Raw genomic sequence first — 15,463 nt, forward strand, 5'->3', positions numbered from 1 at the left:
CACGACGTCCGAGCCATCGCCACACCCTGCACGAACCGGCACACCGCATCACGCAGACACACCGACCGAGATCAACTTCTCAAACACGCACTAAGACGAGTTTGCGCCGCTCGCGGGACGACGGTAGGCGGCTCGGGCAGGGTGGTGTGTGGAGGCGCGCCGGTCACCAGACTCCGAGTGGCATGACGTCCCAAGAGAGACGGATGACCGGACGTGTCTGCAACTGCAACGGATCGAGGGCTTCGCTCGCGAAGTGGATGACCAGGCCCTCATGCTCGCCTCGCTTCTCGATCGTGAGGCTCTGCAGCCTGCGAAGCCTGCCGATCGACGCGGTCTCTTCGCCCGCCTCGAACATCGTCAGGTACGCCTCGCCCGACGTGGGATCGAGTGAGAAGAGCACTTCGCGATCACCTCGCCGGAGACGGAACGACTGAAGACCGACGGGCCAGGAAAGATCCTCGTGGTCGGAGGTCGGTTCATCCTCGAAGAGCCAGATCAGATCTGCGAGCTCGGGCATCTCCATGAGGCTGACGCTATAGGCGGCAGCGATCAACGGGGAGGTAGGCGGCGGGTGGTCGAGCCTGTTGAAGCGCGCTGGTTGGGCGCCCTGGGACCTCAGTGGGCAGGAGGCCGGGCCCCGCCTGAAAAGTGACGACTACATCGCGAGGGCCTTGATCTAGAGGTCGATCACGACCTTGCCGTGTACGTGGCGGCCGGCCTGGAGTTCGGCCGCGCGGCGGATCTGGTCGATCGGGAAGCTCGCCGCGATCGGCACCCGGATTCGGCCCGTCGCGACCAGGCGGGCGATCTCTTCCAGGGCGCCGGGGGCGGAGTTCGCGCCGTTGGCCGCCGACACGCCCTCGACTTGCGCGGCGATGGTGCAGATGCGGTCGTCCGGGACGCCGAGTTTCCTTGCGGCGTGCACCGTCTCCGTCCCGTACAGGTCGATGGCGGCGGTGACACCGCCGGGAGCGAGGGCCCGGACCCGGTCGGTCAGACCTTCGCCGTAGGCGACCGGCTCGGCTCCGAGATCGCGCAGGAAATCGGCAGATGTCGCCGATCCCGTCCCGATCACGCGCGCTCCTGTGAGCCTGGCAAGTTGGACGGCGAACACCCCGACCCCGCCCGCCGCGCCGCCGATCAGCACCGTGTCGTCCGGGCCGGGGTCGACCACGGCGAGGGCGGCGGATGCCGTGCGCCCGGCGATCGTGAGGGTGGCGGCGGTGCGGTCGTCGACGCCGTCGGGAGTGTGATGGGCCTCGCTCGCCGCGTCCCCCTCGGCCAGGTCGATCACCACGAAGTCCGCGACCGCGCGGGACAGGGCGCCCCCGAACACCCGGTCGCCCGGCGCGAAGCCGGTCACCCCGTCACCGACCTGGTCGACCAGCCCCGCGTAGTCGGTCCCGAAGCCGGTCGGGAGGCTCAAGCCGAACCGGGCGGCGGTGTCCGCGTCGGCGGTGATGATCCAGTCCATCGGGTTGAGGCCGGCCGCGGTGACTTGCACGCGGATCTGTCCTGGGCCGGCCTGCGGAGCGGGAACCTCACAGATGTCCAGTACTTCGGGGCCGCCGAATGAATCGAGCCGAACCGCTCGGCTCCTGTTCGTCGGCGGGTGGTCGCTCTGTTCCTGCATGTGCGCCTGTCTCCTTGGGGGCCGAGGGAACGCATGAAACGGACTATGCTCCGTTTCATGGCTGACTCTAACACAACCGGAGCGTGATCCGTTTTGGGTGAGGCGAAGATGCGCGCGCCGCGGGCGGACGCGGCCCGTAACCGTGACCAGTTGCTCGCGGTGGCGACCCGCGTGTTCGCGTCGGCTGACGCCGAGACGTCGATGCGCGCGATCGCCCGCGAGGCCGGAGTCGGCATCGCCACGCTCTACCGGCACTTCCCGACCCGCGAGTCGCTGGTCGATGCGGTCTACCGGGACCAGGTCGAGCGGCTGACGACCGGCGCCCGCGAGTTGCTCGACCGGCTGCCCCCGGCTGCGGCGATGCGGCGCTGGATGGACTTGTTCGGGGACTGGGTCGCGACCAAGAACGGCATGCTCGACACGCTGGTCGCGATGATCGAGTCGGGCGAGATCGCCCATGTGCAGACGCGGAGCGAGCTACTGGCGGCCGTCACCACGATTCTCGACGCCGGTCGCGCGGCGGGCGACCTCCGCTCCGACGTCACCGCCGAAGACATCGCCGCGTCCCTCATCGGCATCTTCACCGTGGCCCCCCGGCACGAGCATGAAGCCAGGGCCGGTCGCCTGCTCGACCTTCTGATGGACGGCCTCCGGCCCGCCGCCCGGCCGACCTGAGTCCGGATCGAAGTGGCCAGTGCGGTGACCACTATCGATCACCAGGTTGGTCACGCGGCTTGGGGGCGAGGACGTCCCCATCGGCGACGGCTCTCGCTGCGGACCCGCGCGCGTGCCCGCCGTTGCGCGGCCAGGATGGGTTGCAACGCTGGTCAACGGGCGGGTCTGGACGTGCCCGGGCGACCGCAGCGCAATGGTGGCCCATCGGGAATCGATTCGGCCCGGCCAGGCATCTTGATCGTCTGCCAAGGGTCCTTTCAGCGGTAGCGGCCGGAAATGGCAAGCGAAGGCCAGGGCGATTTGCTCGGCCACCGAGACGATGCGCAGACCGGTACCTGCTTGAGGCACGTCTGACGCTCGACCGCAAGGCCGACGAGGCCATGAAGGCCCATATCGAGCGGGCGTCGAATGCGCTGATGGCGTTTCTCGACACCGCCGAACCGCCGGCGAGATGACGTGACGCCAACCCCCGGCATCCTGAAGGTCGCAAGGGGTCCATGTAGCCTGCCGCAGACGGTCTGGGCGAAGGGCCGCGGCGGCGACCGGGAGGTTTCGTGGACGAGCTGTCACTCTTGGTCGTCTTCGCGGGCTGCCTTTTCGTGGCCGGGGTCTTCCTGCTGGCCAGGGCCAGGCTGTTCCGTGCCCGCGCGGTGCGCGTCTCGGGACGCATCACCAAGCTCGACGTCATCTTCAGCGAGAACGGGAGCACCATCCGGGAGGCGATCGTCGAGTTCGTCACCGAGGACGGGCGCGAGATCACGACCAAGGGTGGCGACATCGGGATGCGGAACCTGCGTGAGGGGAGCCCGGTCAAAGTCCTGTACCACCCCAAGAAGCCCGCGGTGGCTTTTGTCGAAGGCACGTCGATGCGCGGCGGCTGGGTCGGCGGAGTCTTCATCTGTTTCGGGCTATGCCTCGCGCTCGCCTTCGTCCTGACACTGCTCTTCGGCCCCGAATGAACAATGCGACCTGGCGCGCTCCGGCAGCGGGCAAGAGCGTGCCAGGTCAGCGGTGGGAGGGCTTCCCGTAGAGGGAGACCCTGTCGTCGCGTTCGAGACTGTAGTGGCGTCCGAGGAACATGGCGCTCTCGGGAGCCTCGTGGGCAATGCTGACTGCCCAGTCGCAGTACGTCCAGGTCATTGAATAGCCGGAGAGCCGGAAGTTGGCCCGGTACGACGCGCTTTGGCCCGGTGCCAGGGTTCCGATGTGGACCATTCGTCTGGTCACCGGAAAGGAAGCCCAGACCGGCTGGCGCTCAACTCGGATCGCGCCGCTCGGTTCGCGCTTCAGGCACAGCCAGTCCACCTCGGAAAGGTCGCCGTGGGTGCGGAGTTCCTCAGACGGGACGTACCCATCGGCCTCCCGCATCCAGACCTCGTGCACAAGTACTTCCCCGCCACCGTCACTCTCTGGGACGGGGAATGCCTTGGGAAGCCGGCCGCGCTTGGTCGCCTCGGCCGCACCTCTGCCGCGTCCGGTCCAGACGGTGCGAACCCGTTGGATGACCAACACGACACCGATCATGCCACCCGGCAGGCGCGAAGCACGCACCAGCGTGGTCCACTCGGCGGGCGGTGGGTAGATGATTCCTTGACGAATAATTCGGTGACGAACTATATTGATGCCTCTGATGAGAGAGAGGTCTCATGCCCGAATCCGTGACTCCGCGCGAGATCTTTCTGAGGCTGGTGCACGGCGTCTGCGAGGAACGCTGGGAAGACGTGATCGAGTTCTACGCCGAGAAGACCCACGTAGAGCACCCTTTCCATCCACTTGCGGCGCCCCCGCTGCGGTCTCTTGAGGAGTTGCGCGCGCACTTCGGGATCGACGCACCGCCTGGCGCCTATACAGGGCACACCCTGCGTCGCCGGCCGGTCGGCATCACTGTTCACGAGACCGCGGATCCCGAGGTCATCGTGGCCGAGTTCCGGTACGAGGGGACCGTGGTGGAGACCGGCGAGCCCTTCGCCGTTCCGGCGATCTTCGTCATGCGGGTCCGCGACGGGAAGATCGTTGAGTCCCGCGATTACCTCGACCACCTGCGTTCGGCCCAAGCACGTGGTCAGCTGGGTGAGGTCCTCGCCGCTGCCGGGTGGCGATCCAACCCCTGACGGGTGAGGACGGCAGGCTCGTCTTCCAGCTAGAACCCGGTCTCAGTCCAGCCCCGCGTACGTGCGGCACTTCGCTCGCCGGGACGGGAGGCCCCAAGAGCTGAGCATCAGCATGAAGTTGCCCCACCGCCAGGTGTCGTCCCCCATCTCGGCCAGTGTCCGGACGGCGAGCTGCTGCGGTTCGGTCAGCTCCGCGAATGGCGGCAGGGGCGTGCTCCGCGGCTGCCCGAAGACGTGTTGCAGCACGGCCTCGGCCGTTGGGAAGGCATCGGGGCCGGAGCTGAGCGCCAGCCCCTTGAGCAGGGCGCCGAGAAGCCTCGGATGCGCCCGCTCCTCGATCCCCGAGAGCGTGATCGTCGCGTAGCCGCGCACGTTGCCGTCCAGATGATGGATCCCGGGTTCGGAGTTCTCGGGTGGCTGGACGGCGGCCGCCTCCAGCACGTCCAGGACGTCCGGGTCGGTGACCTCCAGGCGGGCCAGTGCGATCGCGGAGGCGCACCGGAGGAGCGCGTCCTGGCCGGTCAGGAAAGCGCGGAGCCGCGGTGCGAGGTCATGGCCGGACAGCAGACCCGCGGAGATGATCGCGTTCACCGCGACGGCGGGGACGACGCCCGGCTCCAGGAGCGGCCGCAGGGCGGGCAGCGTGTCGGCCGCCTCTTCCGGGAACCAGCCCAGCGTGTACGCCGCGGCGGCCTGGATCTCCGGGTCAGGATCGCCGAGTAGGTCGCGCAGCGTCGGACTGGTGGCGCGAACGGCGTCGTATGCATCGAGTTCGGCTTCGGCGTGGTGCAGGGACTGGCCGGGTTCGAATGCGGCGAGATGCATCTCGCGGACGCTTCGCTCGCCTTCGTTCTTGGCCTCTGCGACCCACTGCTCCATTCGGCGCAGCTCTTCGTCGGGGTCGGCGGCACGCATCTCTTGGATGCCCGCACGCCATCCGGTGACGTCGACGCCGTGCGGCAGGTACGACTCGTCGTAGCCGATGGCGATCGCGGAGAGGAGGTGCACGATGCCGGCGCGGTCCTGGACCCGAGGGTCGGCGGCCAGCGCGGCCAGGAACGGGACGGCGTGCGCGGTCGCCTCGTACCGGCTGCCCTGGTGGAAGATGTTGCCGTACAGCTCGTGTCTTGCCTTGTCGCGCTCGCCGGCTGACTCTGAGGCGAGCGCCCGGAGTTGGTCGGGCACGTCCTCGGCCGAGCCGTAGGCATGTTCGAGGGCGGCCCAGTCGACCTCGTCCAGCCCGGCAAGCGGGCCGCCTTCCCTGTCGCTCATGGCCCGTAATACTGCCAGCCGATACCGACACCCGGCGGCAATCCGAGAGGAACATTAGTTCGCTGACTGTCTCCCGGTATGCCTGAGCTTGTTTAAGCGCGGCAGTCGGAGGACGCGGTGCGAACGGTTTCCAGCAGGCCCGCGACTGTCAGGAGATCGCGGGTGCGGAAGTAGGCCGTTGGATCGTCTTGGGCGATGCCGGGCTGTAGACGCTTCTGGAGAGCGGTCTTGCAGTTCGTGAAGATCTTGTGCTGTGCGGCGGTGAGCGAGCCACCTGATTCCAGGCACGCGATTACGCAGGTGTTCAGGTCTTCGGTGACCTGGTCAGACGCTTCGAGAAGGGTGGGGAGGCGCTTGCGGCACCAGAACCTCAGAGCGTACAGGGCCGCCTCTTGCGGAGCGCCGTACCAGTGGCCGGGCGAGTGGCTGGGATCAAGGTCTGCGGGGCGAGGGCTTCGCTGACCCTGCAGTTTCGCGCGTCCACGCTTGGCGGCGTAGTCGCGGACATCCGCCTTCCACAGTTCGCGGCTGGTTGTGAGCGCCTCCAAGGCACGCAGCAGCGATTGCTCGTCGCGTCGAAACGGCCCCGCGATCTCCTCCAAATAGCTGAGGGTCGCATGGAAACCGAGGGGGCGATACAACTGCACGCACGATCGGAGATCTGCGACCCGCCGAGGGTAGGGCCGAGTGGGATCACGCACCTTTCGCGCGTACAAACTGAAACTCACGTTCGAAGGTTAGTACGGCGACCAAAGGGCCGCCCTCAACGCGTCCCAGCCTGACGCGACGGGCTGCGCGTCAGGCTGGGGCGGTTCGTTGCGGGTCAGTGTGGGGTTTCCTGGACGATCGGGTTGGTCAATGAGCCGATCTGCTCGATCTCGATCGTGCACTCGTCGCCCGGCTTCAGCCAGACCTGCGGGTCGCGCAGGGCGCCGACGCCGCCGGGGGTGCCGGTGACGATCACATCGCCGGGGTCCAGCGTCATGGCCTCGGAGAGGAGGGAGACCAGCGCGGCCACGCCGAAGATCATGTCCTTGGTGTCGGCCTCCTGCATCGTCTCGCCGTTCAGGAGCGTCCTGATGCGCAGTCCGGCGCAGCCGGGGGGCAGTTCGTCGCGCGTGACGAGTTCCGGGCCGAAGGCGCCGGTGCCGTCGAAGGTCTTGCCCATCGTCCACTGCTGCGACTTGATCTGGAAATCCCGGACGGAGCCGTCGTTGAACGCGGAGTAGCCCGCGACGTGGTCGAGCGCCTCGTCTTCGCCGATGTGCCTGCCGCCCTTGCCGATGACGGCGGCGAGTTCGCACTCGTAGTCGAGGAGGTCGGACGCGTCCGGTCGCACCAGCGGTTCGCCGTGCGCGACCAGGCTGTTGGCGAACCGGGCGAAGACGGCCGGGTAGGACGGCGCCTCGAAGCCGCTCTCCGCCGAGTGCTCGTGGTAGTTCAGCCCGATGCAGAGGATCTTCCCCGGCCGGACGACCGGTGGCAGCAGCCGCACGTCCGGCAGGGCGAGTTCCGGTGCGCCGTCGAGGGTCTTCCCCAGGTCGGCGAGGTCGGCGTCGCTGCGCAGGAAGTGCTGGAGGTCGCCGCCGAGCTCGGAGACCGGACGGCCTCGATAGCCCTCTCCGGATTTGATCGCGACGCCCTCTTCGGTGCCGGTGGTGTAGGTGATGAATCGCACCCGTGCCTCCTGTGACTGGGGTTATGCGGCGTAGATGGCGCCGGTGACGGTGGCGGCGGCCATGGCGATGACGCTGAGGCCGAGGGTCCAGGGCCAGGCGAAGCGCTGCAGCGTCCCGATGTCGGTCCGCAGCAGGGTGGCGACGAAGTAGATCGGGGCGATCAGCGGGCTGAGCGAGTGCAGGGGCATGCCGATCAGGGCGGCGCGGGCGACCACCTCGGGCGGGATGCCGAACTCTCCGGCGGTCTGCGCGAGGATCGGGACGACGCCGAGGTAGAAGCCGTCGGTCGACAGGATGATCAGCATCGGCATGGAGAGCGCCGCGGTGACGAAGGCGAAGGCCCCGCCCCAGCTCTGCGGGACGGCCGAGATGATGTGGTCGGACATCGCCTCGACCATGCCGCTCTCGCTGATGATGCCGGTGAACGCGCCGGCCGCCAGGATGAGCGTGATCAGCATGACGACGGTGCCGGCGTGCGGCTTCAGCCGCTCCTGCTGCTCGCGCAGGTTGGGGAAGTTGACCGTGATCGCGATCGCGAACGCGGTCATCACCAGCGCCGGCAGGGGCATGATCCCGAGCCCCAGGCCCACCATGAGCGCGACCGTGAGCGGGAAGTTGAACCAGAAGTTCCGGGGCTCGATCACCGTGCGGGGTTCGTGGGCGCCCCCACGGTGCGTCGGCGCCCCCCGGTGCGTCCGCCTCCGCCGGCGCTTCGAGCCCGCGCAGCCGCTTCCGCTCCGCGCGGCCGAGGACGTAGGCGAAGACGAGGCAGGCCGCGAGCGAGACGAAGAACGCCGGCAGCATGGGGACGACGATGTCGGTGATGTCGATCTTGAGGGAGATCGCCATCCGGGCCGCCGGGCCGCCCCACGGCATCCAGTTGAGGATCGGGCAGATGACGCCCAGCAGCATGGCGATGATCAGCGGGTTGACGCCGACCCGGCGGTAGATCGGATACATCGCGGACACGGTGATCAGCACGGCCGTGGCGCCGTCGCCGTCCAGGCCGACGATCATGACCAGGATCGCGGTGCCCACCACGATCCGCACCGGATCGTCGCCCACCGCGGCGACGATCCGGCGGACGAACGGCTCGAACAGCCCGCATTCGAACATCACCAGGAAATACATCAGGGCGAAGACGAGCATCACCGCGGTCGGCGCGGTTTCCGCGATTCCGGAGATCATCATGTCGCCCAGATCGGCACCGAGCCCGCCGATCAGTCCGAATACCGTGGGGACGAGGATGAGCGCGGCGACCGCCGACAGCCTTTTCGTCATGACCAATGCGGTGAAGAGGCCGATCGTCCCGAACCCCAGGAGAGCCAGCATGGTGTTTCCTCTCTGCTGTGACCCCCGCCAAGGCACCCGGCAAGCGGAATGACCTCGGAAGACTTTTGCGACGAGGCCGAGCGTAGGAGCCCGGTCGCGGCGGGTCGTCACACCGTCCGGGGAGGCGTATCCCCTGGTCGGGGGACTCCTCGCCCGGTGTGGTCCGGATAACATCGCTTCGGTGGCGAATGCGGACGACGCCGGGACGGCGGTGGCGCGGGCGTCCCCGCGATGGGCGGACGCTCCCCGCGTGATGCGCTCCCTCGAACGGCGGGCCCTCCCCGTCGCCGTCGCGTGCCTGCTGGTCGACGCCGTGGTGGTGGGCGTCGCGACGCCGGACCTGCCCGTCGCGCTCCGGGCCGGGGTGCTCGCCGCCGTCGTGGGCGTCGACGCCGCCCTGGCGCTGCCCGTCCGGTACTCCGGGTGGGTCGTCGTCCTGCACGCGGTCACCGCGGTCGGCCTCGCCGTCGTGCTCCGCGGGACCCCCGAGCCCGAGCTCGACCTGGTCGGGACGGTGATCGCCGCCTACCGCGCCGGCGCGTGGCTGCGCGGCCGGTGGAGCGTCGGCGCCGTCTCCGCGCTGGCGGTGGGCGCGGTCACCGCGCAGTTGGTCGCCGACCCGGCGAACCCCCTCGCGGCCGCCACCGAGATGATGAAGGACGCGTGCATTCCCTGGCTGGTCGGCAGGTACACCTCGTCCCGCCGCGCGCACATTTCGGAACTGCGCCACAACCGGGAGAACGAATTGCGCGAGGCCGCCGCGGAAATGGAGAGGGCGGTCGACAGGGTCCGGACGTCGATCGCGCGTGATCTGCACGATGTCATTTCCCACCACGTGAGCGCGATCGGGGTGCACGCGGGCGCCGCGCGGATGAAACTCGCCGCCAAACCGGAATTCGCCGATTCGGAGATCATGGACTCGCTCGGGGCCGTCGAGTCGTCCAGCCGTTCGGCGATGGCCGACCTGCGCCGCATGCTCGACGTCCTGCACGAGAAGGCGGACTCGACCGACCAGCTCGGGCTCGCCAACCTCGTCGACCTGTTCGACGGGGTGCACCGGTCGGGGCTGGCCGTCCGGTTCCGGGTGAGCGGCGCGCCGCGCGGGCTGCCCGGCCCCGTCGACGCCGCGCTGTACCGGATCACCCAGGAGATGCTGACCAACGCGCTGCGGTACGGGGACGGGAACGTCGTGGAGGTCGATCTCGACTTCGGCGAGACCCGGATCGTGCTGACCGCGCGCAACGGCATCGGGCCGCGGTCCGAGCGCGGCGACCGCCCCTCGACCGGGCGCGGGCTGGACGGCATCCGCAGCCGGGCCGCCCTGTTCGGGGGCACCGTCTCCCACGGACCCGACGCCGCCGGCCGGACCTGGGTGACCAGGGTCAGCGTGTCCTGCGGCGCCCCATCACCAGGAGAAGCACCGTCATGTTCCGCGTACTGATCGCCGACGACCACGCGACCTTCCGGTCCGGCCTGCGCGCGATCCTCAGCACCCAGCCGGACTTCGAGTGCGTGGCCGAGGTCGCGGACGGGCGCGCCGCGGTCGCGGAGACCATCCGGCTGCGCCCGGACCTCGCGATCCTGGACGTCCGGATGCCCAAGTTCGACGGGCTGGCGGCGGCGGCCGAGATCGTCGCCTCGGGGCTGACCGGTGTCCGCATGCTGATGCTCACCACCTACGACAGCGACGAGTACCTGCACCGCGCGCTGACCGCCGGGGTCCACGGCTTCGTGCTCAAGAGCCTGCCGCCGGAGGAGCTCATCGCCGCGGTCCGGGCGGCGGCGCGCGGCGACGCCTACGTGGACCCGTCGGTCGTGCGGCGGCTCACGCCGCGCATCGCCGACGCCCTGGCCCCGGCCGAGGAGGCGCCCCCGGAGCCGCCGCCCGGGATGGTCCGGCTGACGGCGCGGGAGCGCGAGGTGTTCGTGCTGCTCGCGGAGGGGTTCACGAATCCGGAGATCGGCGCGCGCCTCTACATCGGCGACGAGACCGTCAAGACCCATGTCTCGCGGATCCTCACCAAGCTGAAGCTGCGCGACCGGGTGCACGCCGTCCGGTACGCCTACCGGCACGGCATCGTCCAGGTCGGGGACGAGCAGGACCTCTAGGACGCGCAACCGCCCGCGGGACGCGTCATCCCGCCTTCCTGGTGTTCGCGCGCACGGCCGCGAGGTCGGGGTACCCGTTCACGGCCATCAGCAGGTCCGCCTCGGCGAGCAGCATCCGCAGCACGTGGACCAGCCCGGCGACGCCGCCGAGCGCGAGCCCGTAGACGTAGGGGCGGCCGATGCCGACCATGGTGGCGCCGAGGCCGAGGGCCTTGACCACGTCGGACCCGCTCCGGACGCCGGAGTCGAACAGGACCGGCACCTGGTCGTCGCAGGCCGCCACCACGTCCGGTAGGAGTTCGAGGGCGCTGAGGCCGCCGTTGGCCTGGCGCCCGCCGTGGTTGGAGCAGTAGACGCCGTCCACGCCGGCGTCGACGGCGCGGCGGGCGTCGTCCGGGTGGCAGATCCCCTTGAGGACGATCGGCAGCTCGGTCAGCGACCGGAGCCAGCCCAGGTCGGCCCAGGTCAGCGGGTTGCCGAAGGTCTCCGCCCAGGTGCGGACGTCCTCCCGCGGCGCGCCGGCCGGACCGGCGAGGCGGCGGAAGACCGGATCGCCGGAGTAGTTCTTCAGGACGTGCCCGCGCAGCTGGGGGAAGTTGCCGGTGGCCAGGTCGCGGGGCCGCCAGCCGGGGATCCAGGTGTCGAGGGTGACCGCGATGGCGCGGTAGCCGGCCTTCTCCGCGCGCTCGACCAGGCTGGCCGCGAGATCGCGGTCCTTGGGCGTGTAGAGCTGGAAGAGGCTGGGCGTCGGGCCCGCGTGCTCGATCACCTCCTCCAGCGGGTCCTGCATGAGCGTGGAGAACATCGCGGGCACGCCGGTCTCGGCGGCGGCCCGCGCGACCGCGATGTCCCCGTGCCCGTCGGCGGTGACCAGCCCGGCCACGCCGATCGGCGCCATGAAGATCGGGGCGGGGAACGTCTGCCCCCACACCGTGACCGACATGTCGCGCTTCTCGGCGCCGACCAGCATGCGCGGTATCAGTCCCCACCGCGCGAACGCGTCGGCGTTGCGGCGCTGGGTCGCCTCGTCCCCCGCTCCGCCCGCGATGTAGGAGTGCAGCGACCGCGGGAGCGCGGCGGCGGCCTTGCGCTCCAGCGTCGCGTAGTCCATCGGGAGGTCCGAGACGTTCCCGCTCAACGCGTCGAGGTAGATCTCGAACTGGTAGTCACCGAATTGGCCGGTCATGCCGTTCCCGTCCTCTCAGGAGAGTTCGACGTCGAGCAGGTAGGCGTACTGCTGGCCGGAATGCAGGTCGCGTTCCTCGACACCGCCCTGCGGGACGCGCCGTGGATAAGAAATCTTCAGAACCTTCAACTGGGGGATCGGGTAGAAGGACACGGTCTCCGGATCGACGCCGTAGATCGTCCCGACCGACTCGGCGCTGAGCGCCGGGCTCCGGACGTAGCGGTCGTAGTTCTCCTCGCCGTCGAACATCAGGTCGATCGTGACCCAGAACGGCCCCGCCACCTTCGATTCGACGTGCCGGCAGACTTCACTGACCTTGGGCATCGCTGGCCACCTTCTCTCTCTCGGTTCTTCAGGCGTCGATCATTTCGAAGCGGACGAGTTCCAGCGGATCGTCGAGGCTGACCACATGGTTCAGCTCGTACTGGTAGACGGGGCCGCGGTCGATGTCGCCGGGCGTGAACGCCCAGCCGTAACTGGGCAGCTCCATTCCCATCCGGATGGGCATGTGGAAGAAGTACGGGTTGCAGGCTTTCGCCATCTCGCTCGCGAGTTCCTGCGTCTTGGCCGTGATGACGCCCATCAGGCCGATTTCGAGGGGCACCGAGCCCGGAGCCGGCGGCATGCCGCTCACCCCGTTGTAGCCGTACATGCGCAGGGAGATGTGGAAGTCGCCCTCGTCGAGACCGGTGGCCGACTTCGCCCGTTCGGTCATCGTGAACAGCATCTTGTCGTGGAACGTCTGGGGGTCGGCCAGCACGTCGGGATCGGCGATCCCGACGATCATGATGGTCTGGAAGAGGTTCCCAGAGGCGCCTTCCAGCTTCATCGTGTACGGCCGCGGAATCCACTCCGAGCCGGTCACCCGCACCTTCGACTCGGTCAGCTGGACGTACTCGCAGCCCGTCACGTCGAGCTCGCCGCCCGGCTCGGTCAGCCGCCACGGGTTCTTGTTCTCGTAGAGGAAGTGCCCCGAGATGCCGTTCACCGTGGCCTTGAACCGCGGGTCCACCGGCTCGACGTCGAAGCCGTCCGCGCCGATCTCGATCAGCACCCCGCGCTGGCCGGTCTTCGCCGACGTGGCCTGGCCGCCGCACTCGGCGATCTTGCCGGCGTGCCAGGACGGGCCGGCGGGCGCGCCCTTCCACAGCGGGTAGGCGGCGATGACCGCCGGATCGGAGGCGCGCCCGCCGATGATGATGTCGGCGCCGGCCTCCAGCGCGGCGAAGTAGGGCTCGGGCCCCATCAGGGCGACGATGTGCAGGCAGCGGTCGATCCGCGCCTCGTCGAGGTCGCCGAGCGGCGGCAGGTTGGAGATCCGGCCCTCGGCGAGCTTCCGCTTGACGATCTCCGGCGACTGCTCCGAGTAGAGCAGCGCGATCTTCGGCGAGTACCCCTTCTCCTTGGCGATCTCCAGGACGATGTCCCGCGTCCAGTCGACGTTCAGGTCGCCGCCCGCCTGCCCGGCCGTGCCGATCAGCAGCGGGATCTCCGCGGTCCGCTGGGCGTGCATCAGCAGTTCCAGGTCCCTTTTCACGGAGTTGCGGTCGTTCTTGGACATGCCCTTGGCGAGATAGGCCGCGCCGCTGTCCGTCGACCCCGCGTCCAGTGAGATCGCGTCGGGGTCGCGTGCGAGGGCGAGGTCGATCTCCTCCGGGAAGAGGCCGACGCCCAGTGAACCTTGCGGCACATAGACCTTGATTGACGTGCTCATGCCGACGTCCTTTCCATCGGGAGGAATCAGTGCTGGTTGGGTGGGACGGCGCTGCCTGTCTTGCCGACGAGGAAATCCAGATCGCACCCGTCGTGCGCCTGGTTCACGGTGTCGATGTAGAGCTTCGCGTAACCCCGCGTGGCCTTCGGTTCGGGGATTTCCCGCGCTTCGAGCCGCTCCCGCAGTTCGTCGTCGGAGATGAGCAGATCGAGCCGGCGCTCGGCCACGTCGAGTTCGATGACGTCGCCATTCCGGACCACGTCCAGCGCGCCGCCGGCGGCCGCTTCGGGGGACACGTGCAGGACGACCGCGCCGAACGAGGTACCGCTCATCCGCGCGTCGGAGATGCGCACCATGTCCGTGACGCCCTGGGCCAGCAGCTTCGCCGGAATGGGCATCATGCCGAGCTCCGGCATGCCGGGAAAGCCCTTGGGGCCGCAGTTCTTCAGGACCATGACCGAGTCCGCGTCGATGTCGAGACCGGGATCGTCGACGCGCTCGTTCAGGTCGTCCTGGTTCTCGAAGACGACGGCCCGGCCCCGGTGCTTGAGCAGCCGCGGCTCCGCGGCGGACGGCTTGATGACGGCGCCGTCCGGGCACAGGTTGCCGCGCAGGACCGCGATCCCCGAGTGCGACTTGAACGGCTCCGCCACGCTGAAGATCACGTCACGGTCGTGGCACACGGCGCCGGCGTTGCTCTCCGCGAGCGTGCGGCCGGACGCGGTCAGCGCGCCGCCGTCCAGCAGGCCGGCCTCGCACAGGTCCCGGATGATCACCGGCAGGCCGCCGGCCTCGTGGAAGTCCTGCATCAGGTGGTCGCCGGACGGCTGGATGTTGAGCAGCGTGGGAATGTCCCTGCCGATCCGGTGCCAGTCCTCGATGGACAGCGGCACCTCCATCCGCCGCGCCACCGCGGTCAGGTGGATGACGGCGTTGGTCGAGCCCCCGATCGCGGCGTTGACCTTGATCGCGTTCTCGAACGCCGCGCGGGTCATCAGCCGGTCGAGCGTGAGGTCCTCGCGGACCATGTCGACGACGCGGCGCCCCGCCATGCGCGCGAGCACCCGGCGCCGGGCGTCGACGGCGGGGATCGCGGCGTTGCCCGGCAGGCCGACGCCCATCGCCTCCACCATCGCCGCCATCGTCGACCCGGTGCCCATGACGTTGCAGACGCCGACGGTGCGGTTGAGGCAGGACTCGGCCTCCTCCACGTCCGCGACCGTCGCCCGGCCCGCGCGCAGGTCCGCCGAGAGGTTCCAGACGTCCTTGATCCCGAAGGGCCTGCCGCGGAAGCTGCCGTTGAGCATCGGCCCCGCCGACACGCCGATCGTCGGCAGGTTCACGCTGGCGGCCCCCATCAGCAGTCCGGGGGTCGTCTTGTCGCAGCCCATCATCAGCACCACCCCGTCGAGCGGGTTGGCGCGCAGGGTCTCCTCGACGTCCATGCTGCAGAGGTTGCGCAGCAGCATGGCGGTGGGACGGGTCAGCGTCTCGCCCGTCGAGATGACGGGGAACTCCATCGGGACGCCGCCCGCCTCCAGGATCCCCTCCCGGACGTGCTGCGCCAGCTCGCGGAAGTGGGAGTTGCAGGAGGTCAGCTCGGACCAGGTGTTGCAGATGCCGATGACGGGCCTGCCGTCGAAGTGGTCCTCCGGCACGCCGCGGCTTCGCACCCAGCTCCGATGCGCGAAGCCCTTCGCGCCTCGGCCGCCGAACCAGTCCTGCGACCGGCGATCAGATGTGTCGTCCATT

The 15,463-nt window shown here is 69.2% G+C and carries 16 protein-coding genes and 1 pseudogene; 5 read left to right on the forward strand and 12 right to left on the reverse strand.

Annotated features, from left to right (window positions below; genetic code table 11):
- Window positions 1-163 precede the first annotated feature (163 nt).
- Both BM339_RS46350 and BM339_RS46355 read right to left on the reverse strand, forming a co-directional pair.
- Window positions 164-523, reverse strand: a complete 360-nt coding sequence (locus BM339_RS46350; protein ID WP_075024986.1) for a hypothetical protein — start codon at window positions 521-523, stop codon at window positions 164-166.
- Window positions 524-676: 153 nt separating this feature from the next.
- A complete protein-coding gene (locus tag BM339_RS46355) occupies window positions 677-1,633 on the reverse strand; it encodes an NADP-dependent oxidoreductase (protein WP_075024987.1) in 957 nt (318 codons plus the stop codon).
- Window positions 1,634-1,741: 108 nt separating this feature from the next.
- Here BM339_RS46355 and BM339_RS46360 point away from each other — a divergent pair, with 108 nt between their 5' ends.
- Window positions 1,742-2,308 (forward strand): TetR/AcrR family transcriptional regulator, encoded by a 567-nt coding sequence (locus BM339_RS46360; protein ID WP_218163947.1) that lies wholly within the window; start codon window positions 1,742-1,744, stop codon window positions 2,306-2,308.
- Between the two features lie 554 nt (window positions 2,309-2,862).
- Window positions 2,863-3,267, forward strand: a complete 405-nt coding sequence (locus BM339_RS46365; RefSeq protein WP_021594025.1) for a DUF3592 domain-containing protein — start codon at window positions 2,863-2,865, stop codon at window positions 3,265-3,267.
- Between the two features lie 46 nt (window positions 3,268-3,313).
- On the opposite strand, the gene BM339_RS46370 is transcribed toward BM339_RS46365, so the two are convergent.
- Complete coding sequence (locus BM339_RS46370; RefSeq protein ID WP_143118877.1) at window positions 3,314-3,832, reverse strand: hypothetical protein; 519 nt, start codon at window positions 3,830-3,832, stop codon at window positions 3,314-3,316.
- Between the two features lie 122 nt (window positions 3,833-3,954).
- On the opposite strand from BM339_RS46370, the gene BM339_RS46375 reads away from it, so the two are divergent.
- The gene (locus BM339_RS46375) at window positions 3,955-4,419 is read left to right on the forward strand and encodes a nuclear transport factor 2 family protein (RefSeq protein ID WP_075024989.1); all 465 of its coding nucleotides are present in this window, start codon (window positions 3,955-3,957) and stop codon (window positions 4,417-4,419) included.
- A gap of 42 nt (window positions 4,420-4,461) precedes the next feature.
- Here BM339_RS46375 and BM339_RS46380 read toward each other — a convergent pair whose 3' ends face one another.
- The 5 genes and pseudogenes from BM339_RS46380 to BM339_RS52805 all read right to left on the reverse strand — a co-directional run.
- Complete coding sequence (locus BM339_RS46380; RefSeq protein WP_075024990.1) at window positions 4,462-5,691, reverse strand: HEAT repeat domain-containing protein; 1,230 nt, start codon at window positions 5,689-5,691, stop codon at window positions 4,462-4,464.
- Between the two features lie 92 nt (window positions 5,692-5,783).
- Window positions 5,784-6,293, reverse strand: a complete 510-nt coding sequence (locus tag BM339_RS46385) for a hypothetical protein (RefSeq protein ID WP_143118878.1) — start codon at window positions 6,291-6,293, stop codon at window positions 5,784-5,786.
- 221 nt (window positions 6,294-6,514) lie between these two features.
- On the reverse strand, window positions 6,515-7,369 hold the full coding sequence (locus BM339_RS46390) for a fumarylacetoacetate hydrolase family protein (RefSeq protein WP_075024992.1): 855 nt from the start codon (window positions 7,367-7,369) through the stop codon (window positions 6,515-6,517).
- Window positions 7,370-7,390: 21 nt separating this feature from the next.
- A complete protein-coding gene (locus BM339_RS49450) occupies window positions 7,391-8,014 on the reverse strand; it encodes an SLC13 family permease (RefSeq protein ID WP_143118879.1) in 624 nt (207 codons plus the stop codon).
- A gap of 142 nt (window positions 8,015-8,156) precedes the next feature.
- Window positions 8,157-8,876 (reverse strand): annotated as a pseudogene (locus BM339_RS52805) (SLC13 family permease); the annotation flags it as partial.
- Between the two features lie 7 nt (window positions 8,877-8,883).
- On the opposite strand from BM339_RS52805, the gene BM339_RS46400 reads away from it, so the two are divergent.
- Window positions 8,884-10,143: a sensor histidine kinase gene (locus tag BM339_RS46400; protein WP_218163948.1), complete on the forward strand. Its 1,260-nt coding sequence runs from the start codon at window positions 8,884-8,886 to the stop codon at window positions 10,141-10,143.
- The gene (locus BM339_RS46405) at window positions 10,128-10,811 is read left to right on the forward strand and encodes a response regulator (RefSeq protein WP_075024994.1); all 684 of its coding nucleotides are present in this window, start codon (window positions 10,128-10,130) and stop codon (window positions 10,809-10,811) included. Before BM339_RS46400 ends, BM339_RS46405 begins: the two co-directional genes overlap by 16 nt.
- Before the next feature lie 25 nt (window positions 10,812-10,836).
- Here the strand turns inward: BM339_RS46405 and BM339_RS46410 are convergent, their stop codons facing one another.
- Genes BM339_RS46410 through BM339_RS46425 form a run of 4 tightly spaced genes read right to left on the reverse strand, consistent with a single transcriptional unit; the run spans window position 10,837 to window position 15,462 of the window.
- The gene (locus BM339_RS46410) at window positions 10,837-11,997 is read right to left on the reverse strand and encodes an alpha-hydroxy-acid oxidizing protein (RefSeq protein WP_075024995.1); all 1,161 of its coding nucleotides are present in this window, start codon (window positions 11,995-11,997) and stop codon (window positions 10,837-10,839) included.
- Between the two features lie 15 nt (window positions 11,998-12,012).
- Window positions 12,013-12,321, reverse strand: a complete 309-nt coding sequence (locus BM339_RS46415) for a DUF4387 domain-containing protein (protein ID WP_021594015.1) — start codon at window positions 12,319-12,321, stop codon at window positions 12,013-12,015.
- Window positions 12,322-12,349: 28 nt separating this feature from the next.
- The gene (locus BM339_RS46420; protein WP_075024996.1) at window positions 12,350-13,711 is read right to left on the reverse strand and encodes an acyclic terpene utilization AtuA family protein; all 1,362 of its coding nucleotides are present in this window, start codon (window positions 13,709-13,711) and stop codon (window positions 12,350-12,352) included.
- Between the two features lie 26 nt (window positions 13,712-13,737).
- A complete protein-coding gene (locus BM339_RS46425; protein ID WP_021594013.1) occupies window positions 13,738-15,462 on the reverse strand; it encodes an IlvD/Edd family dehydratase in 1,725 nt (574 codons plus the stop codon).
- Window position 15,463 lies beyond the last annotated feature (1 nt).

This window comes from Actinomadura madurae (assembly GCF_900115095.1).
Lineage (GTDB): Bacteria > Actinomycetota > Actinomycetes > Streptosporangiales > Streptosporangiaceae > Spirillospora > Spirillospora madurae.